This is a genomic window from Ensifer sp. 22460 (assembly GCF_052044935.1).
Lineage (GTDB): Bacteria > Pseudomonadota > Alphaproteobacteria > Rhizobiales > Rhizobiaceae > Ensifer.
The window spans coordinates 1-19,011 of the sequence record NZ_JBQENZ010000009.1 but is presented as its reverse complement, the minus strand read 5'-3'; the positions used below and the strand labels follow the sequence as shown (position 1 = coordinate 19,011).

The window sequence follows — 19,011 nt, the reverse complement described above, 5'->3', positions numbered from 1 at the left end:
GCGGCCGATCCCCATATTGAGAAACGCCAGAGCATCCCGCTTTCAAGCGGAAAGCGGATAAGATGCTCTGGAATCAAAATGCTAGAGCGCCGGAAGCGGGACGATGGACGACATCAAGATCGGTGAAATTCTCTTGCCAGGCGAAGAATCCGAGCAGGAGCGCCGGGAAAAGCGCGTGAAGCGGCGCTTCTGGCCGACCTTTCGGCGCGCTGCCCGGCAGATCCCGTTCAGCCGCGATCTCGTCGCCGCCTATTACTGCGCGATTGACCCGAAGACGCCGACACGCACCCGCGGCATTCTGCTCGCAGCGCTCGCTTATTTCGTGCTGCCGCTCGACTTCCTGCCCGACGTGCTGGCAGTGGTCGGTTTCTCCGACGACGTGGCGGTGCTGACCGCGGCCTTCGCCGCCATCAGCGGACAGATCAAGGAAACGCACTATACCAAGGCCGACGAGACGCTGGCCGACACGCCCGAGGGCTGATGTTGAAAGCCGGCCGCCAGGTTGTGGCGCCCCATTCCTGCCCGAAAGTCAAACTCTTGCCCGAATCTTTGTGGCATAGACTTGCAAATGACGCTGGTCGCACGGTTAGGCGCGGCTGGCGCCATGTAATGGCTTGGGGCAGGAAACCTTCTGGAACAGCATTCCGAGGCGACGCGCATCCGGCATCGACCCTTGGTTCGCTCACCGCGAATCATCGGGTGAAAGACGCTGGGGCAGATGGGGCAAACCGCCCCATTTCGGGGCTAAACCCGCGGTTTTCAGCCTTCGTTGACGGTTTGGTAACCTGAATTAAGTCAAAACAAATCAAATCATGACTACGCGTCGCCCGTCTGACCTGTTTCGGGTGATCGAAAAGCAAGAAAAGCGGCAGGACCTCATGTTTGTAAGAAAGATCGCAACCGCAATCGCACTCGTTCTGGCAACCGCCAGCATGGCTGCCGCTCAGTCTCCGACGCGCATCCAGCAGTTCAACGCCTGGGGCGCCTATTCCTACAACGCCGGCGGCGGCAAGGTCTGCTACGTCCTCTCGGTTCCGAAGGAAAAGAGCCCGGCCGGCGTCGACCACGGCGACATCTTCTTCCTCGTATCCCAGCGCCCGGGCCAGAACATCAGCTATGAGCCGCAGGCGATGATGGGCTACCCCCTTCAGGAAAACTCCAAGGTCAACGTCGTCATCGACGGCCGCACCTTCGTGATGTTCACCAAGGGCAACTCCGCCTGGGTGGAAAACGCGGCCGAAGAACCGGCGCTCGTCGCCGCGATGAAGACCGGCAAGGCGATGTCGGTCAACGCCAAGTCGCGCAAAGGCACGGCCACCTCCTACTCCTATTCGCTCTCGGGCATCTCGGCTGCGCTCAAGCAGATCGAAGCCTGCAAGTAGTCCAGGCATGTCACGCAGTGTGCAGCGGTCTTGCGGCACAACAGGCGTGAAAGCCATGGCGAAGAACCAGACATTGGGCCGGCTGCGAAGCCGGCCTTTTGCGTTCAAAGGGTCTGCCTCGTGACTCCTGGCCAAAACAATGCTAAAGCGCGGCCCAACTTGAGAGCCTCCGCGCCCTGATTGGCCGCTTTCGATGGCTCGACCGATTTCAATTCGCGCATCAGGACGAACTCCGGACCCGCTCTCCGGACGGCCTCACGCCCGTACGACAGGACATCACGAGCATGGCAGCCACTGAAATTCTGAACCGGGTGGAGATCGCTAAGGCGCCGCAGGTGCGCACGGCACCGCAGGCGGAGAAGCCGTCGCTGATCGGCCTTCTGCGCGAGGACATGGCCAAGGCGCTGGTCGAGAAGGGCATCCCCGAGCGCCAGGTCAAGATGCGTGTCAGCCAACTCTGGCACTGGCTCTATGTGCGCGGCGTCTCCGACTTCGACCACATGACGAACGTGTCGAAGGACATGCGCGAGATGCTGAAGCAGCATTTCACCATTGCCCGGCCCGAAATCGTCGAGGAACAGATCTCCGGCGACGGCACCCGCAAGTGGCTGTTGCGCTTCCCGGCTCGCGGCGCCGGCCGCCCGGTCGAGATCGAGACCGTCTACATTCCCGAGGAAGGCCGCGGCACGCTCTGCATTTCAAGCCAGGTCGGCTGCACGCTCACCTGTTCCTTCTGTCATACCGGCACGCAGAAGCTGGTGCGCAACCTGACCGCCGAGGAAATCCTCGCGCAGCTGCTGCTCGCCCGCGACCGGCTCGGCGACTTCCCGGAACGCGACACGCCGCAGGGTGCGATCGTTCCGGCCGAAGGCCGCAAGATCACCAACATCGTCATGATGGGCATGGGCGAGCCGCTCTACAATTTCGAACAGGTGAAAACCGCGCTGCTGATCGCCTCTGATGGCGAGGGCCTGTCGCTCTCCAAGCGCCGCATCACTCTTTCGACCTCCGGTATCGTGCCGGAGATCTATCGCACCGGTGAGGAAATCGGCGTCATGCTGGCGATCTCGCTGCATGCGGTGCGCGACGACCTGCGCGACATGCTGGTGCCGATCAACAAGAAGTACCCGTTGAAGGAACTGATGGACGCCTGCCGCGCCTATCCGGGGCTTTCCAACGCCCGCCGCATCACCTTCGAATATGTGATGCTGAAGGACGTCAACGACAGCCTCGAAGACGCCAAGCAACTGGTGAAGCTCTTGAAGGGCGTGCCGGCAAAGATCAACCTTATCCCCTTCAACCCATGGCCGGGCACCAACTACCAGTGTTCCGACTGGGAGCACATCGAGAAATTTGCCGACTTCATCAACCAGGCCGGCTACGCCTCACCGATCCGCACCCCGCGCGGTCGCGACATCCTTGCCGCCTGCGGCCAGCTGAAGTCGGAATCGGAGCGCATGCGCAAGGTCGACCGCCTCGCCTTCGAAGCAATGATGATTGCCAATCACGGCGAGGACTGAGACGAACCGCCTGCATCGCTGCAGTTCTGCGATCCCGGCACACCGGGATCGATGAAGAACTTTGATGGGTGATGCAGTTCCTATCGATTGATTTCATGTCACCGGTTTCCTAAGAAAGCGGGAAATCAATTGGAGGACAACCCATGCGCTCACTTCTCATCGCCCTTGCCGCCACGGTGGCATTCACCCTGCCCGCCCGTGCCGATGAGGTGACCGTCGCCGTAACCGCGATCGTCGAGCATCCGGCGCTCGATGCCGCCCGCGACGGCGTGAAGGATGCGCTGGCCTCCGCCGGCTACAAGGAAGGCGAGAACCTCAAGTTCATCTACGAGTCGGCCCAGGGCAACCCGGCAACCGCTGCGCAGATCGCCCGCCAGTTCGCCGGCGAGGCACCGAACGTGATCGTGCCGATCTCGACGCCGTCCGCCCAGGCGGTCGTTTCCTCGACCCGCGACATCCCGGTCGTCTTCACCGCCGTTTCCGACCCGCTCGGCGCCCAGCTCGTCAAGGACATGGAAAAGCCCGGCGGCAACGTCACCGGCCTCTCGGACATGTCGCCGGTTGCCGAACACGTGGCGCTGATCAAGGAGATCCTGCCGAACGCCAAGTCGATCGGCTATCTCTACAATTCCGGTGAAGCCAACTCCGTTTCGCTGCTTGCAGTTCTCAAGACCGAAGCCGAAAAGGCCGGCCTGACCGTCGTCGAATCCGCCGCCACCAAGTCGGCTGAAGTCCAGGGTGCGGCCCGCGCCCTCGTCGGTCGCGCCGATGCGATCTACGTGCCCACCGACAACACGATCATCTCCGCGCTGGAAGGCGCCGTCGCTGTCGCTGAAGAAGCCAAGCTGCCGCTCTTCACCGCCGACACGGATTCGGTTGCCCGCGGCTCGCTCGCAGCCCTCGGCTTCAACTACTACGACGTCGGCAAGCAGACCGGCGAAGTCGTCGTGCGCATCCTCAAGGGCGAAAACCCCGGCGACATCGCCGTGAAGGTCGCCGCCGGTTCCGACCTGGTGATCAACAAGAAGGCCGCCGAGAAAATGGGCGTCACCCTTCCGGAAAGTGTCGTAAAGCGCGCAACGCGCGTCGTTGAATAAGGCTTTCGGCCTTTTCAGGTTCAAGTTTGTTGCGTTTTGCCCGCCTCCGTTCCATACGGGGGCGGTTCGCTATGAGGGGCCTGCATCCTTGGGATTGAGGGGCCGCTCCGAAGTTCTAAGCCGCACATGCGCCCGGCCACAGATGGCCCCATGTGCCAGGCGGGAGCGTCGCGCCCATAAGGACAACCACGCGCGACACGTAGAAAAGAGGGTCTGGGGTTGAGTCTAATCGCTTTCTGGGGAGCCGTGGAACTGGGGCTGGTCTACGCCTTTGTTGCCGTCGGCGTCTTTCTTGCATTCCGGGTACTCGATTTCCCCGACCTGACCGTCGACGGATCGTTTCCGCTGGGCGCCGCCGTCACCGCCGTGCTGATCATTGCCGGCGTCAACCCATGGCTTGCCGCCTGCGTGGCGATGGTCGCGGGGGCTGCCGCCGGCATCGTCACAGCGATGCTCAATGTGCGCTTCAAGATCCTCAACCTGCTCGCCTCGATCCTGACGATGATCGCGCTGTTCTCGGTCAACCTTCGCGTCATGGGCAAGCCGAACGTCGCGCTGATCAATGCCGACACGATGCTGTCGCCCTTCTACGGTCTCGGTCTTCGTGATTTCTACGTCCGGCCGCTGTTCATCGGCGTGCTCGTCGTCATCGCCGTCATCGTGGTCTGGCGTTTCCTTGAAAGCGATGCCGGTCTTGCGATGCGTGCCACTGGCGCCAATGCCCGCATGGCTCGCGCACAAGGCGTCGACACCAACCGCCAGATCTACCTGGGCATGGCGATCTCCAATGCGCTCGTCGCCTTCGGCGGTGCGCTCTTTGCCCAGACCAACGGTTTCGCCGATGTCACCTCGGGCGTCGGAACCATCGTCGTCGGCCTTGCCGCCGTCATTATCGGCGAGACGCTGCTCGGCGCGCGCGGCATCCTGATCGCACTGATCGGCTGCGTGCTCGGCTCGATCCTCTACCGCATCGCCATTCAGTTGGCGCTGTCGACCGACATGCTCGGGCTGCAGGCCTCCGACCTTAACTTCGTCACCGCCGCGCTCGTCACCTTCGCCCTCGTCCTTCCCCGCCTGCGTCGTGGAGGTGCGGCATGATCAGCGTCAACAACATCCAGGTCGTCTTCGGCAAGGGTACGCCGCTGCAGAAGCAGGCGCTGAATGGCGTTAGCCTGACGATCGAACAAGGCTCCTTCGTCACCGTCATCGGCTCCAATGGCGCCGGCAAATCGACACTTCTCGGCGTGCTCGCCGGCGATGTGCTGCCGAGCGAAGGCCAGGTGATGATCGGCAAGACCGATGTCAGCCGCAAGGGCACCGCCGCCCGCGCCGGCCTCGTCGCCCGTGTCTTCCAGGATCCGCTGACCGGCAGCTGCGGCGCGCTCTCCATCGAGGAGAACCTGGCACTCGCCGCCAAGCGCGGCGAGGCGCGCGGCCTGACTGCCGCGCTCGGCCCCAAGCGCCGCGAGCATTTCCGCGAGCGCATCGCCGAACTCAACCTCGGCCTTGAAAACCGCATGGGCGATCGCATGGATCTGCTCTCCGGCGGCCAGCGCCAGGCGGTTTCGCTGGTCATGGCGACGCTCGCGGGTTCCGAAGTGCTGCTGCTCGATGAGCACACCGCAGCGCTCGACCCGGGCATGGCCGAGTTCGTGATGAACCTCACCCAGAAGATCGTCTCGGAGCGCAAGCTGACGACGATGATGGTCACCCATTCGATGCGCCAGGCGCTCGATTACGGCCACCGCACCATCATGCTGCACGGCGGCGAGATCGTACTCGACGTCGCCGGCGACAGCCGCAAGGAATTGCAGGTCGAGGACCTGATCGCCATGTTCCGCCGCATCCGCGGCCAGACGCTCGACGACGACGCCCTGCTGATCGGCTGATCCGGTCTGCCTGTCTCGCGGTCACAGCCGGCCCCTCATCTGCCTGCCGGCATCTTCTCCCCGTTGCCACGGGGAGAAGAGACAAGTGGCAGTCTCTCAGTCCTTTTTCGGCAGATGGCGTGGGTTGCAACCTATGACCGCTTCACACTTCGCCTGAAAGCACCCCCAACAATCACCGTTTCCGCCGAACAGTGCGGCACGTGTTCTTCTCCCCGCAAGCGGGGAGAAGATGCCGGCAGGCAGATGAGGGGCGAAACTGTCCGCTTACCGCGCCGTCGTCATGAAGATCTTGACCGCAAACACCGAAAAGACCCCGGCGAAGCTGTAATCGAGCGCTCGCATCACGCCCCTGTTGCGCTGCAGCCAGGAGGCCAGCCAATCGGCGGTGAACACCACCAGCATATTGACCGGCATGCCGATCAGGATGAACAGCAGGCCGAGGAACAAAAGCTTGCCGGTGACCGAAGGATCGTCGGCGCTGACGAACTGCGGCAGGAAGGTCATGAAGAAGCGGCAGGAAGGCCATGAAGAAGATGATGACCTTGGGATTGAGCAGGTTCACCCAGAAGCCGGCCGAAATGTTGGCAAGCGCGGTGCCCTCCGTGACCTCGACCTTCTGAACGGAAATGCTCGAACCAAAGCGGATCGCCTGCACCGCAAGCCACAGAAGATAGGCGGCACCACCGGTCTTGAGGATGGTGAAGGCGGTGGGCGAAGCGGTGATCAGCGCCGAAATGCCGAAGGCGACGAGAAGCGTATGCACGACGATGCCGAAGCTGGTGCCGAGCACCACGAAGAGTGCCGCCTTCTTGCCCTGAGCCAGAGCCCGGCTGATCGAAAGCGTCATGTCCGGGCCGGGCGTCGCCGCCAGAAGCAGCGTTGCGGCGGCGAAGGTGGCGAGGGTCGGCAGGCCAGGAATGAAGTCCATCGTCAGTCACCTCGGGGCAAGATCGCCCCCTCTAACGCCACGCCTTCGCTTTTGCCAGCGGATTCGCGCCATGGCGCGTTCTAGCGCTTGTATCGCCGCAGGTTCTGGCTAAAGTGCCGCAGATTTGCACGCGGCATCGCCGCCCTCCCCAAGACCAGACGGACGGAAACCATGGCATCGCATAAAGACGTGAAAAAGGTCGTTCTCGCCTATTCGGGCGGTCTCGACACCTCGATTATCCTGAAGTGGCTGCAGACCGAACTCGGCGCGGAAGTCGTCACCTTCACCGCTGACCTCGGCCAAGGCGAAGAGCTCGAGCCGGCGCGCAAGAAGGCCGAAATGCTCGGCATCAAGGAGATCTACATCGAGGACGTCCGCGAGGAATTCGTCAAGGATTTCGTCTTCCCGATGTTCCGCGCAAATGCCGTCTATGAAGGCGTCTACCTGCTCGGCACCTCGATCGCACGCCCGCTGATTTCCAAGCACCTAATCGACATCGCCAAGAAGACCGGTGCCGACGCCATCGCCCATGGCGCCACCGGCAAGGGCAATGACCAGGTTCGCTTCGAGCTTTCGGCCTATGCTCTGAACCCGGATATCAAGATCATCGCTCCCTGGCGCGACTGGTCGTTCAAAAGCCGCACCGACCTGCTCGAATTCGCCGAGAAGCACCAGATCCCGGTTGCCAAGGACAAGAAGGGCGAGGCGCCGTTCTCCGTCGACGCCAACCTGCTGCACTCCTCCTCCGAGGGCAAGGTTCTCGAAGATCCGGCCCAGGAAGCCCCGGAATACGTGCATATGCGCACGATCTCGCCGGAAGCCGCTCCGGACCAGGCGACCGTCATCAAGATCGGCTTCGAGCGTGGTGACGCCGTCTCGATCAACGGCGTGCGCCTGTCGCCCGCCTCTCTGCTTGCCAAGCTTAACGAGTACGGCCGCGACAACGGCATCGGCCGTCTCGATCTCGTCGAGAACCGCTTCGTCGGCATGAAGTCGCGCGGCGTCTATGAGACCCCCGGCGGCACGATCCTGCTCGCCGCGCACCGCGCGATCGAATCGATCACGCTCGACCGGGGTGCCGCACACCTCAAGGACGAGCTGATGCCGCGTTACGCCGAGCTGATCTACTACGGCTTCTGGTTCTCGCCGGAGCGCGAAATGCTGCAGGCAGCGATCGACAAGAGCCAGGAGCATGTCGAGGGCGAAGTGACGCTGAAGCTCTACAAGGGCAACGTTATGACCATCGGCCGCGAAAGCGACAAGTCGCTCTATTCCGACAAACTCGTCACCTTCGAGGACGACCAGGGCGCCTACGACCAAAAGGATGCCGCCGGCTTCATCAAGCTCAACGCGCTGCGCCTGCGCACGCTGGCTGCGCGCAACCGCTAAGTCGGTAAGCGCTGAAAGACAAAGCCTCCGCGATCCGTTCGCGGAGGCTTTTTTGTTTCCGCTACTCCGCCGCCTCCAGCAGCGGATCCTCGCGGTCAACGGCCGCCGCCAGCGGCTTCAGCCGAACCGTCCGGCGATACCAGACATAGCTGAGGATAGAGACGAGGCCGAAGCTCGGAATGATCGTGCCGAGTGCCAGCACCGGGACCCCCACCGCAGCGGCGATCGCGCCACCGAGCAGGCCTGAGCCCATCTGGACGAAGCCCATCATCGCGGATGCCGTGCCGGCGATATCGGGAAAGGGCGCCATCGCCGCCGTCATCATGTAGGGCATGACGAAGGCGATGCCGAAGGCATAGATGCCAATCGGCAGCATGACCGAGAGGAAACTCGGCGCAAGTGCATGCATGCTGTAAGCAAGGATCAGGCTGGCGAGACCGATGAAGACGAGGCCGGCCGGTACCAGCGCCTGCGGTGTGAAACGACGCATCAAGAGTCGCACAACCACCGTTCCCGAGAAGAACAGGCCTGACTGCATCAGCATGCCGACGCCGAACTCGGTGGGCGTCAGGCCGACTTCGTTGATGAGCACGAAAGGCAACATCGTCGCCCAGGCGTAGAGCGCGCCGACCGCTCCGCCGATGACGAGCGTCGAGGTGACGAAGCGGCTGTCGCTCACCAATCGCCGATAGGCCGCAAGGATCGGCTTCAGGTGGCCCTTGGCCGGGTCGGGTGTCACGGTCTCGGCCATGAAGAACTGCACGGTGAGGCAGGCCATGGCGGCAAAGCCGACCATCAGGAAAAAGATCGACTGCCAGCCGAAAAGGCCGAGCGCCAGGCCGCCGAGGGTCGGCGACACCGCGGGCCCGAGCGCCAGCATCATGCCGATCATGTTCATGATGCGCGCCGCTTCGGTGCCGGTGAACTGGTCGCGCACAATCGCGCGCGCCACCGTCATGCCGACGGAAGCACCGATGCCCTGTACCAGGCGTCCGGCAAGCAGCACCGCGACCGACGGCGCAAAGGCAGCCATCAGGCTGCCGACGAGATAAATCGCCATGAAGATCAGCGTCGCGCGGCGGCGCCCGATGACGTCGGACAGCGTGCCGGAAACGAGCTGGGCAAAGGCGAAGCCGGCGAAATAGAGCGACAGCGTCATCTTGATCGCCGCTTCGCTCGACGAAAACGCCCGCACCAACTCCGGCATGGCCGGCGTATACAGAGCCATGGAAACAGGCCCGAGCGCCACCAGGAACGCCCCGATGATGCTGGTGCGCCGCTCGCTCATGCGACGCGTCATTGCGAGGCTCCGGACTTGTCCTCGGACTTCTCGCCAGTTTCCTTGCCGGCGAGACACGGATCAAGCTCACGCAAGTTGTCGCGCAGGATGCGCAGATTGGCGCAGAGAACCTCGCGCGTCGCCTCGTCGAGCCCGGCAGTATAGGCGTTCATCATCTCCCTGAGCCCCGTCATCAGCTCGGTGAGCAGCGGACCGGCCTTCTCGGTGATGACGACGTTCTTGGCGCGGCGATCCGCCGGATCCGGCACGCGGGCAACAAGGCCCATCGCCTCCAGCCGGTCGAGATAGGCCGAAAGCGTCATCGGCTCGATGCCCATGCGGGTGGCGATTTCGGCCTGTTTGATACCCTCTTTCAGCACCACCTGGATCAATGTGCGCGCTTCGCCGGGCGTGATGCCCAGATCCATGGCATTGACCTTGCGGTCGAAAGCCCCGCGCAAAAGGCGCGAGACATCCGTGAGCAGCATTCCGATGGTTTCGGATTCAAGTTTGAAGGGCATCAGGATCGTTCACAAATGATATAATAAGCTTTTCTTATCATATCCCCTGACGCCGTTCAACACGCCCCTGGTTGCGGCTAGCCTTCGAGCTCCTCGCGCAGCATTTCGAGCTCCAGCCATTCCTCCTCCATGCGGGCGAGATCCGCACGAAGCTTCTCCAGTTCCTGCGCGAGCTTCGCAAAGGCGTTTGGATCTTTTGTGAAAAGCTTGGGATCAGCCATCTTTTCTTCGCGCTTGGCGGCATCGGCCTCTGCCTTGGCGATCTCCTTCGGCAGGTTTTCGAGCGCGAATTTCTGCTTGTAGGAAAGCTTGCCCTTGGCGGCCTTCGGCGCATCGGCGGCGGGTGCAGCGGCGTCGGCTTTGGCCTTTTCCGCCTTCTCTGCCTTGCGCTTCTCTTCAATCGCGCCCTTGCGCTGCGCCATCATGTCGGAATAGCCGCCGGCATACTCGATCCAGCGGCCATCCGGCTCCTCCGGGTTTGCCGGCGCTATCGTCGAGGTGACCGTACGATCGAGAAAGTCGCGGTCGTGGCTGACGAGGATGACCGTTCCGGCAAAGCCGGCGACGATCTCCTGCAAGAGGTCCAGCGTCTCGATGTCGAGGTCGTTGGTCGGCTCGTCGAGGATCAGAAGATTGGTCGCCCGCGAAAGGATGCGCGCCAGCATCAGCCGAGCGCGCTCGCCACCCGAGAGCTCGCGGATCGGCGTGCGCGCCTGTTCCGGCTGGAACAGGAAATCCTTCATGTAGCCGGTAACGTGGCGCTGCTCACCGTTGACAAGCAGGTTGTCGCCGCGCCCGTCGGTCAGGTAATGGGCCAGCGTATCGTCCAGGTTGAGGTCTTCGCGCTTCTGGTCGAGCGTCGCCATTTCGAGGTTGGTGCCGAGCTTGACCGTGCCAGCGTCCGGCTCGATCTGACCGGTCAACATCTTGAGGAGCGTCGTCTTGCCGGCACCGTTCGGACCGACGAGACCGATGCGGTCACCGCGATGGACGCGGATCGAGAAGGGCGCGACGATGGTGCGGTCACCATAGGCCTTGCTGACCTTTTCGGCCTCGATCACCAGCTTGCCGGACTCCTTGGCGTCAGTTGCCGTTGCCTGCACGGTGCCTTGAGGCCCCTTGTGGCCGCGATAGACCGCGCGCATGGTCTGCAACTCGCCGAGGCGCCGCATGTTGCGCTTGCGCCGCGCCGTCACGCCGTAGCGCAGCCAGTGCTCCTCGCGCTCGATCGCCTTGCCGAGCTTGTGCTGCTCCAGTTCCTCGGCCTCCAGCACCTCGTCGCGCCAGGCTTCGAAATGGCCAAAGCCGCGATCGAGCCGGCGCGACTGGCCACGGTCGAGCCAAACGGTCGCCGTCGAGACCTTCTCCAGGAAGCGCCGGTCGTGCGAGATCAACACCAGCGCCGAACGGCTGCGGGTAAGCTCCTCTTCCAGCCATTCGATCGTCGGCAGGTCGAGATGGTTGGTCGGTTCGTCAAGCAGCAAGATGTCAGGTTCCGGCGCCATGACGCGCGCCAGTGCGGCACGGCGCGCCTCACCGCCCGAAAGGCGCGTCGGGTCTTCTTCGCCGGTCAGGCCCAGATGCTGCAGCAGGTAGGCGACGCGATAGGGATCGTCGCTCGGTCCGAGGCCGGCTTCGGCATAGGCCTGCACCGTGTCGTAGCCGTCGAAATCCGGCGCCTGGTGGAGATAGCGGATGGTCGCTGAGGGATGGCGGAACACCTCGCCCGACTGTGCCTCTGAAAGGCCCGCGGCGATCTTCATCAAGGTCGACTTGCCCGAGCCATTGCGCCCGACAAGGCAGATGCGATCGCCCGGTTCCACTTGCAGATTGGCACCGGCAAGCAGCGGCGCGCCGCCGAAGGTCAAGAAGATATCGTCGAGTTTCAGAATTGGGGGCGCCAAGGCTCAGGCTCCGGAAAGATCATAGGGGCGGGCAAGCACGATGGCGCGTCCGCTCTTGAGGCTGAAGCGAAGGGGACCCTCCGCGACGTTGGATACGGTTCGGGACGATCCGAACGGCAGGGTGAAATCGTCAAGCGGATAGCGCGCATTGACGATCGAAAGGCCGGTCAGCTCGGTCAATCCCAGCACGGAAAAGAGACAACCTTTCGGCAGGTCGAGATCGAGCGTGCCTGCCAGCAGCGGGTAGGCTTCTTCCTCGCCCGAGGTCATCAGCACCGAAAGCCCGCGCTCGGCAAGCGCTGCGGCCTGCAGCAGGTGCAGGAAGGCATGGTCGCTGCGGCTGCCGCCAAGCGCGCCGGCAAAGATCAGCCGATCAGCGCCGCGGGACAACGCAGCCTCGACCGCGATCTCGCCATCCGTCGCAGCCTTTGCCGCCGGGTAGGGCTCGCGTGGAACGGAGGCGAACTCGGACAGCAGGGCGTCTTCGGTCGAATCGAAATCGCCGACCCAGACATCCGGCACGACGCCGAGCAAGCGGGCATGGCGCATGCCGCCGTCAGCGGCAACGAAGCGGCTGCCGCTGAGCTGCTCTGTCAGCCGGCTGGTCACCGAGAGGGCGCCGCCAAGCAATATGGTGAAGGTCGATCGAGCCATGGCAATGCCCATAGCGCAAAGGATCGCGGAAGGAAAACGAAGAAAACCGCAAACCGCTGCGATCGCAGCAATTTGCCGAAGCCGTCAGTGTCCTTCCGGCACCGGTTCCGGGAATAGCATGCCGGCATAGATCCCGGGTGTTGAATCGGGAATTTCGATCGCGCCGGCCACGCGCTCGTAGAACTTCGCCGGACCGACGCCACCGATGACCGCATAGCCGTAGCCCGCCTCGCGCATCGCCGTCAGGCTTGCAAGCAGCAGCGCCTCGCCGATGCCCTGCCCACGCATACCTTCATCGACGCCGGTTGGGCCGAAGAAGCCGAGCGCTGTCACGTCGTGGCAGGCAAAGCCGACGATCTTTTCGTCGTGCACCGCGACGTGCATGCGTGTCGGGGTCGAGGAGAAGGCAGCTTCCGCTTCGCCTGCCCAGCCGGCGCCAAACGTCTTTTCGATCCAGGAGACCACCAGACGGCGTTCCGGCGCCATGGCGCGACGGATGCTGATGCCTGAACCAAGCCGCGACTGGGGCTCTGCCGGAAGGGCATAAAGTCGAACTAGCATATCTGGCATGGGATTTCCTCCTTGCGGCCAAGCGTGATGGTGTCATAGCGCAGTTGCCGGTTGGCGAAAACGCCCGACAGAAAATGGGCTCGCCCCATGCGTCGCCCATTCCAAACACCGCTTGCCATGGAGCCGCCGCAGCGGTAAATCTCTTGCCGCTCTAACGGGGTGCCTCCCGACCGCATGGCGGCCGGAGGCTGAGAGGCGTCAAAACGCCAACCCGCGGAACCTGATCCGGCTCATACCGGCGGAGGGATTAGACGCGATCGCACCGATACGCCCTTTTCCCGTGCAACAACGAACTTTGGGAGAGGTGCTTCGCATGTTCAATTCATCACAGCTCAAAATACTTAGCCGGCTAGCGCTGGCCGCAAGCGCAAGCCTTGTTTTCACCGGTTATGCCGCCGCTGCCGACAAGACGCTGACCGTCTACACCTATGAAAGCTTCATCACCGAATGGGGGCCGGGCGCCAAGGTGGCGGAAGCCTTCGAAAAGACCTGCGAATGCAAGGTCAACTATGTCGGTGTTGCCGATGGCGTCGAACTCTTGACGCGCCTAAAGCTCGAGGGTGCTGCCTCGAAGGCCGACATCGTGCTCGGTCTCGACACCAACCTTGTGGCGGAAGCAAAGGCAACGGGCTTCTTCGCACCGCATGGCATCGAAGCGAAAGACCTGAAGGTGCCCGGCAACTTCTCCGACGACACCTTCCTGCCCTATGACTACGGCCATTTCGCCGTCGTCTACGACACCGAGACCCTGAAGACACCGCCGAAGAGCCTCAAGGAACTGGTCGAAGGCGACGCGTCGCAGAAGATCGTCATCGAGGACCCGCGCACCTCGACGCCGGGCCTCGGATTGCTGCTTTGGGTCAAGGCGGTCTATGGCGACGAGGCGGGTGCTGCCTGGGCGAAGCTCAAGGACCGTGTTCTGACCGTCACCCCCGGCTGGTCGGAAGCCTATGGCCTCTTCACCAAGGGCGAAGCGCCGATGGTGCTCTCCTACACCACCTCGCCCGCCTACCACATGGTCGCTGAGAACACCGAGCGCTACCAGGCGGCCACCTTCTCGGAAGGTCACTACATCCAGATCGAAGTCGCCGGCATGACCAAGAGTGCCAAGGAGCCGGAACTGGCAAAGCAGTTCCTCGCGTTCATGACCGGTCCGGAATTCCAGTCGATCATTCCGACAACCAACTGGATGATGCCGGTCGCAGCAACCAAGGAGCCGCTGCCGGACGCCTTCAACAAGCTGGTCAACCCGGAGAAGACCTTCCTGCTGCCATCGGAAGAGGTCGCGAAGAACCGCAAGGCCTGGATCGACGAGTGGCTTGCTGCCATGAGCAAGAACTGAGGCCGGATTGTTCGCACTTCGCGAAAACCGCATGACTGTTGTCGCCGGGGCGATTTGCCTCGGCGCCTTCCTGCTCTTCGTCGGCCTGGCGATCGCCGCCTTGCTCGCCCAAACCGGCGGCACGGACGAAGGCACTCTGTTCGACGCCTATATCTGGCGCGTCACCCGCTTCACGCTGCTGCAGGCAAGCCTTTCCACTCTGCTGTCCGTGCTCTTCGCGATACCGGTGGCGCGGGCGCTGGCGCGGCGGCCGCGTTTCTTCGGCCGGATCTGGCTGTTGCGGCTGATGGCGCTGCCGCTCGGCCTGCCCGTTCTCGTCGGCGCACTCGGGCTGATCGAGATCTGGGGACGCCAGGGCTTCCTCAATTCCGGCCTGCGCTGGCTCGGCCTCGAGCAACCGATCAGCATCTATGGCCTGTTCGGCATCCTGCTTGCCCATGTCTTCTTCAACATGCCGCTTGCGGCGCGCCTGTTCCTGGCCGGCCTCGAGCGCATTCCCGCCGAATACTGGCGCAGCGCTGCCAATCTCGGCATGCCCTCCCGAGCGCTCTTCCGCTTCATCGAATGGCCCGTCCTGCGCGGCCTGTTGCCGGGCGCGGCCGGCCTCGTCTTCATGCTCTGCGCCACCAGCTTCACGCTCGTGCTGACGCTTGGCGGCGGGCCCGCTGCCAGCACCATCGAGGTCGCGATCTATCAGGCGCTGCGCTTCGATTTCGATCCGCCACGCGCCATCGCGCTGTCCGGCCTGCAGATCGCCATGACCGGCGTCCTGCTTCTCATCCTCAGACGTCTGGCAACGGATCCGGAAGAGGGCATGACCGGCGGCCGAACCGTTCGACGCTTCGATGGCACAACGACAGCGGCGCTGTTCAACGATGGCGCCTGGATCATCCTGGCATTGCTCTTCCTCATCGTCCCGTTGATTGCGGTGGTCGTCTCCGGCCTGCAGGCCGATCTTCTGAAGCTCGCGCGCGATCCGAGCGTGCACCGGGCACTGATGACGAGTGCGGCGATCGCGCTCGCCTCGGCACTCGCCTCCGTCGCCATGGCGGCCGTGATGATCCGCGCCGCGGCGACGGTCACCGCGCCACGCCATGCGGGCGCGCCGGCACACGGCCTTGCCGGTGCGATCGGCGCCAGTACCTCGCTGATCCTGCTGGTGCCGCCTGTCGTGCTCGGCGCCGGCTGGTTTCTGCTCCTTCGCCCCTTCGGCGATGTCGCGCGCTTTGCGCCTGCCATCGTCGTGGCAATCAACGCCCTGATGGCGCTTCCTTTCGTCCACCGCATCCTGGCGCCGGCCATGGCGACGCACGCGGCGCGTTCCGAGCGGCTGACAGCGAGCCTCGGCATCCGCGGTTTTCATCGCCTGCGATGGATCGACCTTCCGGCGCTCCGAAGGCCACTGCTGATGGCGCTCTCCTTCGCCATGGCGCTATCGCTCGGCGATCTCGGCGCCGTCGCCCTGTTCGGCTCGCAGGACATGGTGACGCTTCCCTGGCTGCTCTATAGCCGCATGGGCAGCTACCGCACCGCCGATGCGGCCGGCCTCGCCCTCTTCCTCGGGCTTCTCTGCCTGATCTTCACCATCCTCGGCACAGCGGAAGACGTCCGCCGGCGGGAAGGACGCAAAGCATGACCGAGCCCAACGCTGCCATAGAACTGCGCAATGTCGAGATTCGTTTCGAAACGACCACGCTGCACTTCGATTGCACTATCGCTGCCGGCGGCATCGTCGCCGTTGCCGGCGCCTCCGGTTCCGGCAAGTCGACGCTCTTTCACCTCATCGCAGGCTTTGAAGATGCCGACCACGGCGAGATCCGTGTCCTCGGCCAGAACGCTGCCAACCAGGCACCTTCGGAGCGTCCGGTCTCGATGATCTTCCAGGACAACAATCTCTTCGCCCATCTCGATGTCGCGACCAATGTCGGCCTCGGTATCGACCCGGCACTTCGCCTGACGGACGAAGATCGGAAGAGGATCGAGGACGCGCTTCGCCGCGTTGGGCTTGAAGGCTTCGGACGAAGGCTGCCGCCTACGCTTTCCGGCGGCGAACGCCAGCGGGTCGCGCTTGCCCGCGCACTTGTGCGGCACCGCCCCCTCCTGTTGCTGGATGAACCATTTGCTGCCCTCGACCCCGGGATGCGCACCGGCATGCGCACGCTTCTTGGCGAACTGCACGCGGAAGAAGGCAACACCATTCTGATGATCACGCACCATCCCGAAGACGTGAAGGCGTTGGCCGATAGCGTGCTTTTTCTCGACCAGGGGCGTATCATTGCACACGATACGCTCGACCGCTTCCTGGAGCGGCGCGACAATGCGGCAATCGACCGCTTTCTTGGCAACGCGTGACGGTGGGGCCGGTTTCTCCTCGCCCTCAGCCGATCGCCACAATTTGACCGCGGCGCCGTGCGACGCGCGAAATATCCGGCCGGGAGCGCGAATATTCGCGCATCCGTTGCCGTGATACCACGGGGCAACTATTTCTACCGAGACAAACTAGGCAGGTGGCGCTGAAATCAGATACAGCAAGACCAGGGCTGAACGGTCGCGGCGGAGCAACGCTGCCGGACTGAAAAAGTAGGACTTTCAACGCTGTCGTTCCATTGCCCCGCTGCATGCGGGTGGCGCGACAGACGGGAAACGGGCTGAGGCATGGAGAGGCATACAGTCACACACGACCGGTTCCCGCCGAAACGCGGACGGCTGCGTGCACGCGCCGTGGTTGCACTGATCGCGACCGCGCTTCTCTCCGCATGCCAGTCGGTGATCGAGCAATCCTACGAGCCGACAGTTTCGCCCTCGTCCAATCCGCAGATTGTCGACGAGGTCCAGAAGAACGATCCGCGCGCGAAGATGGGCGCACGCGAACATCCGCGCATCGTCGCAAGCTACGGCGGCGAATACAAGGACGCGAAGACCGAACGGCTGGTCGCCCGCATCGCCGGAGCGCTGACCGCCGTCTCGGAGAACCCGCAACAGTCCTACCGCATCACCATCCTCAATTCGCCGGCGATCAACGCCTTTGCGCTGCCGGGCGGCTATCTCTATGTCACCCGCGGCCTGCTGGCCCTTGCCAATGATGCCTCCGAAGTCGCCGCCGTGCTCTCGCACGAGATGGCGCACGTCACCGCCAACCACGGCATCGAACGTCAGCAACGCGAGGAAGCGGAAGTCATCGCCAGCCGCGTGGTCTCCGAGGTGCTGTCGTCCGATCTCGCCGGCAAGCAGGCGCTCGCCCGCGGCAAACTGCGGCTTGCGGCCTTCTCGCGCAACCAGGAGCTCCAGGCCGACGTCATCGGTGTGCGCATGCTCGGCGAAGCCGGCTACGATCCTTACGCCGCCGCACGCTTCCTGGACTCGATGGCAGCCTATAGCCGCTTCACCGCCGTCGATCCGGAATCCGACCAGAGCCTCGACTTCCTGTCGAGCCACCCGAATGCACCGCAGCGTGTGGACCTTGCGCGCAGGCATGCCCGCGCCTTCGGGCCGGAAGGCACCAGCGGCGATCGCGGCCGGGACTATTACCTCGCCGGTATCGACGGCCTGCTCTACGGCGACAGCCCCCAGGAAGGCTATGTCCGCGGCCAGACCTTCCTGCACGGCCAGCTCGGAATCCGTTTCGACGTGCCGACCGGCTTCCAGATCGACAACAAGGCAGAAGCGGTCCTTGCGACCGGACCCGGTGACATCGCTGTGCGCTTCGACGGCGTGGCGGATACGGGCGGTCGCAGCCTGACCGACTATATCGCCAGCGGCTGGGTCACCGGCCTGCAGCCCGACACGATCAGGCCGATCAACATCAACGGTCTGGAAGCCGCGACCGCGCGTGCCTCGGCCGATCGCTGGGATTTCGATGTCACGGTCATCCGCATCGACACCCGCATCTACCGCTTCCTGACCGCCGTTCCCAAGGGTTCGAACGCGCTCGAGCCGACAGCGAACCAGCTGCGCAGCTCGTTCCGCCGCATGACGCAGGGCGAGGCCCAATCGCTGAAGCCTCTGCGCATCCGCGTCGTAACGGTAAGGCCCGGCGAGACGATCGCAACGCTTTCCGCCCGCATGATGGGGACGGATCGCAAGCTGGACCTGTTCCGGGTGATCAATGCGATGCAGGTCACCTCGACAGTGAAGCCGGGCGACAAGGTCAAGATCGTTTCCGAGTAAGCACGGCACCAAGGCGCATATGCTGCTGAAGGCTCCGGCCTTCGCTGCTGCGCCAGACCTCGATGTTCGAACACAGGGCAGTGCCTCGGATTGAGGTCCAAGCCCGTACGACTATGCCCCTGAGGCCTACAGCGCCGCGCGTCCTGTCAGACACGCAAAGGCACTTTGAAGTGCTGCATGGTTTTGTCCTTTGACCGGCTACGGCCAAAGAAAACATGCACGGCTAGAGCATTTCACTGTTTCATTAAAACAGCGAATTGCTCCAACTGTTTGAAATTGCGCAATTCCGGACGGAAAACCGTTTCACACTTTGGCTGGAATTGCTTGTCTTATGACATTGGCTGCCGAACAGGTCAGAACGGAACCGCT

16 protein-coding genes, 1 pseudogene and 1 riboswitch are annotated in these 19,011 nt (G+C 63.3%); of the genes and pseudogenes, 11 read left to right on the top strand and 6 right to left on the bottom strand.

Annotated features, from left to right (window positions below; all coding sequences use genetic code 11):
* The first annotated feature begins 103 nt into the window (after window positions 1-103).
* From ACTJKM_RS13200 to ACTJKM_RS13175, 6 genes are all read left to right on the top strand, one after another.
* The gene (locus ACTJKM_RS13200; protein WP_057254903.1) at window positions 104-481 is read left to right on the top strand and encodes a YkvA family protein; all 378 of its coding nucleotides are present in this window, start codon (window positions 104-106) and stop codon (window positions 479-481) included.
* Between the two features lie 397 nt (window positions 482-878).
* Window positions 879-1,382 (top strand): invasion associated locus B family protein, encoded by a 504-nt coding sequence (locus ACTJKM_RS13195; RefSeq protein WP_057255088.1) that lies wholly within the window; start codon window positions 879-881, stop codon window positions 1,380-1,382.
* A 284-nt stretch (window positions 1,383-1,666) separates the two neighbouring features.
* The gene (gene rlmN, locus ACTJKM_RS13190) at window positions 1,667-2,902 is read left to right on the top strand and encodes a 23S rRNA (adenine(2503)-C(2))-methyltransferase RlmN (RefSeq protein WP_113514185.1); all 1,236 of its coding nucleotides are present in this window, start codon (window positions 1,667-1,669) and stop codon (window positions 2,900-2,902) included.
* Window positions 2,903-3,045: 143 nt separating this feature from the next.
* Entirely contained in the window at window positions 3,046-3,999 is a 954-nt protein-coding gene (locus tag ACTJKM_RS13185) for an ABC transporter substrate-binding protein (protein WP_058325743.1), read from the top strand.
* A gap of 219 nt (window positions 4,000-4,218) precedes the next feature.
* Complete coding sequence (locus ACTJKM_RS13180) at window positions 4,219-5,097, top strand: ABC transporter permease (protein WP_057254900.1); 879 nt, start codon at window positions 4,219-4,221, stop codon at window positions 5,095-5,097.
* Complete coding sequence (locus ACTJKM_RS13175; RefSeq protein ID WP_058321678.1) at window positions 5,094-5,888, top strand: ABC transporter ATP-binding protein; 795 nt, start codon at window positions 5,094-5,096, stop codon at window positions 5,886-5,888. The genes ACTJKM_RS13180 and ACTJKM_RS13175 overlap by 4 nt, the downstream gene beginning before the upstream one ends.
* A gap of 264 nt (window positions 5,889-6,152) precedes the next feature.
* Here the strand turns inward: ACTJKM_RS13175 and ACTJKM_RS13170 are convergent.
* A pseudogene (locus ACTJKM_RS13170) lies at window positions 6,153-6,816 on the bottom strand (LysE family translocator).
* Between the two features lie 171 nt (window positions 6,817-6,987).
* Here ACTJKM_RS13170 and ACTJKM_RS13165 point away from each other — a divergent pair.
* Window positions 6,988-8,205: an argininosuccinate synthase gene (locus tag ACTJKM_RS13165; protein WP_057254897.1), complete on the top strand. Its 1,218-nt coding sequence runs from the start codon at window positions 6,988-6,990 to the stop codon at window positions 8,203-8,205.
* 61 nt (window positions 8,206-8,266) lie between these two features.
* Here the strand turns inward: ACTJKM_RS13165 and ACTJKM_RS13160 are convergent, their stop codons facing one another.
* The 5 genes from ACTJKM_RS13160 to ACTJKM_RS13140 all read right to left on the bottom strand — a co-directional run bounded on the left by ACTJKM_RS13160 (window position 8,267) and on the right by ACTJKM_RS13140 (window position 13,133).
* Complete coding sequence (locus tag ACTJKM_RS13160) at window positions 8,267-9,505, bottom strand: multidrug effflux MFS transporter (protein ID WP_058325744.1); 1,239 nt, start codon at window positions 9,503-9,505, stop codon at window positions 8,267-8,269.
* On the bottom strand, window positions 9,502-10,005 hold the full coding sequence (locus ACTJKM_RS13155) for a MarR family winged helix-turn-helix transcriptional regulator (RefSeq protein ID WP_058325745.1): 504 nt from the start codon (window positions 10,003-10,005) through the stop codon (window positions 9,502-9,504). The genes ACTJKM_RS13160 and ACTJKM_RS13155 overlap by 4 nt, the downstream gene beginning before the upstream one ends.
* A gap of 77 nt (window positions 10,006-10,082) precedes the next feature.
* Complete coding sequence (locus ACTJKM_RS13150) at window positions 10,083-11,909, bottom strand: ABC-F family ATP-binding cassette domain-containing protein (RefSeq protein ID WP_440660461.1); 1,827 nt, start codon at window positions 11,907-11,909, stop codon at window positions 10,083-10,085.
* Window positions 11,910-11,912: 3 nt separating this feature from the next.
* Entirely contained in the window at window positions 11,913-12,563 is a 651-nt protein-coding gene (locus ACTJKM_RS13145) for a thiamine diphosphokinase (RefSeq protein WP_057255087.1), read from the bottom strand.
* Between the two features lie 84 nt (window positions 12,564-12,647).
* Entirely contained in the window at window positions 12,648-13,133 is a 486-nt protein-coding gene (locus ACTJKM_RS13140; RefSeq protein WP_057254893.1) for a GNAT family N-acetyltransferase, read from the bottom strand.
* 145 nt (window positions 13,134-13,278) lie between these two features.
* Window positions 13,279-13,397: riboswitch (TPP riboswitch) on the top strand.
* 49 nt (window positions 13,398-13,446) lie between these two features.
* Here ACTJKM_RS13140 and thiB point away from each other — a divergent pair.
* The 4 genes from thiB (at window position 13,447) to ACTJKM_RS13120 (ending at window position 18,642) form a co-directional block, all read left to right on the top strand.
* Window positions 13,447-14,475 carry a thiamine ABC transporter substrate binding subunit gene (thiB, locus tag ACTJKM_RS13135; protein WP_057254892.1) on the top strand — a complete coding sequence of 343 codons (1,029 nt, stop codon included), beginning with the start codon at window positions 13,447-13,449 and terminating at the stop codon, window positions 14,473-14,475.
* Between the two features lie 31 nt (window positions 14,476-14,506).
* A complete protein-coding gene (thiP, locus tag ACTJKM_RS13130) occupies window positions 14,507-16,111 on the top strand; it encodes a thiamine/thiamine pyrophosphate ABC transporter permease ThiP (RefSeq protein WP_058325753.1) in 1,605 nt (534 codons plus the stop codon).
* Window positions 16,108-16,827 (top strand): thiamine ABC transporter ATP-binding protein, encoded by a 720-nt coding sequence (gene thiQ / locus ACTJKM_RS13125; RefSeq protein ID WP_057254891.1) that lies wholly within the window; start codon window positions 16,108-16,110, stop codon window positions 16,825-16,827. Before thiP ends, thiQ begins: the two co-directional genes overlap by 4 nt.
* Before the next feature lie 303 nt (window positions 16,828-17,130).
* The gene (locus ACTJKM_RS13120; RefSeq protein WP_057254890.1) at window positions 17,131-18,642 is read left to right on the top strand and encodes a M48 family metalloprotease; all 1,512 of its coding nucleotides are present in this window, start codon (window positions 17,131-17,133) and stop codon (window positions 18,640-18,642) included.
* Window positions 18,643-19,011: the final 369 nt, after the last annotated feature.

What these genes read in the sequence shown, in the direction of transcription:
- ACTJKM_RS13200 (WP_057254903.1), top strand. Translation starts at nt 104, where the DNA reads ATGGACGACATCAAGATCGGTGAAATTCTCTTGCCAGGCGAAGAATCC.
- ACTJKM_RS13195 (WP_057255088.1), top strand. Translation starts at nt 879, where the DNA reads ATGTTTGTAAGAAAGATCGCAACCGCAATCGCACTCGTTCTGGCAACC.
- rlmN (WP_113514185.1), top strand. Translation starts at nt 1,667, where the DNA reads ATGGCAGCCACTGAAATTCTGAACCGGGTGGAGATCGCTAAGGCGCCG.
- ACTJKM_RS13185 (WP_058325743.1), top strand. Translation starts at nt 3,046, where the DNA reads ATGCGCTCACTTCTCATCGCCCTTGCCGCCACGGTGGCATTCACCCTG.
- ACTJKM_RS13175 (WP_058321678.1), top strand. Translation starts at nt 5,094, where the DNA reads ATGATCAGCGTCAACAACATCCAGGTCGTCTTCGGCAAGGGTACGCCG.
- ACTJKM_RS13165 (WP_057254897.1), top strand. Translation starts at nt 6,988, where the DNA reads ATGGCATCGCATAAAGACGTGAAAAAGGTCGTTCTCGCCTATTCGGGC.
- ACTJKM_RS13160 (WP_058325744.1), bottom strand. Translation starts at nt 9,505, where the DNA reads ATGACGCGTCGCATGAGCGAGCGGCGCACCAGCATCATCGGGGCGTTC.
- ACTJKM_RS13155 (WP_058325745.1), bottom strand. Translation starts at nt 10,005, where the DNA reads ATGCCCTTCAAACTTGAATCCGAAACCATCGGAATGCTGCTCACGGAT.
- ACTJKM_RS13145 (WP_057255087.1), bottom strand. Translation starts at nt 12,563, where the DNA reads ATGGCTCGATCGACCTTCACCATATTGCTTGGCGGCGCCCTCTCGGTG.
- ACTJKM_RS13140 (WP_057254893.1), bottom strand. Translation starts at nt 13,133, where the DNA reads ATGCCAGATATGCTAGTTCGACTTTATGCCCTTCCGGCAGAGCCCCAG.
- thiB (WP_057254892.1), top strand. Translation starts at nt 13,447, where the DNA reads ATGTTCAATTCATCACAGCTCAAAATACTTAGCCGGCTAGCGCTGGCC.
- thiP (WP_058325753.1), top strand. Translation starts at nt 14,507, where the DNA reads ATGACTGTTGTCGCCGGGGCGATTTGCCTCGGCGCCTTCCTGCTCTTC.
- thiQ (WP_057254891.1), top strand. Translation starts at nt 16,108, where the DNA reads ATGACCGAGCCCAACGCTGCCATAGAACTGCGCAATGTCGAGATTCGT.
- ACTJKM_RS13120 (WP_057254890.1), top strand. Translation starts at nt 17,131, where the DNA reads ATGGAGAGGCATACAGTCACACACGACCGGTTCCCGCCGAAACGCGGA.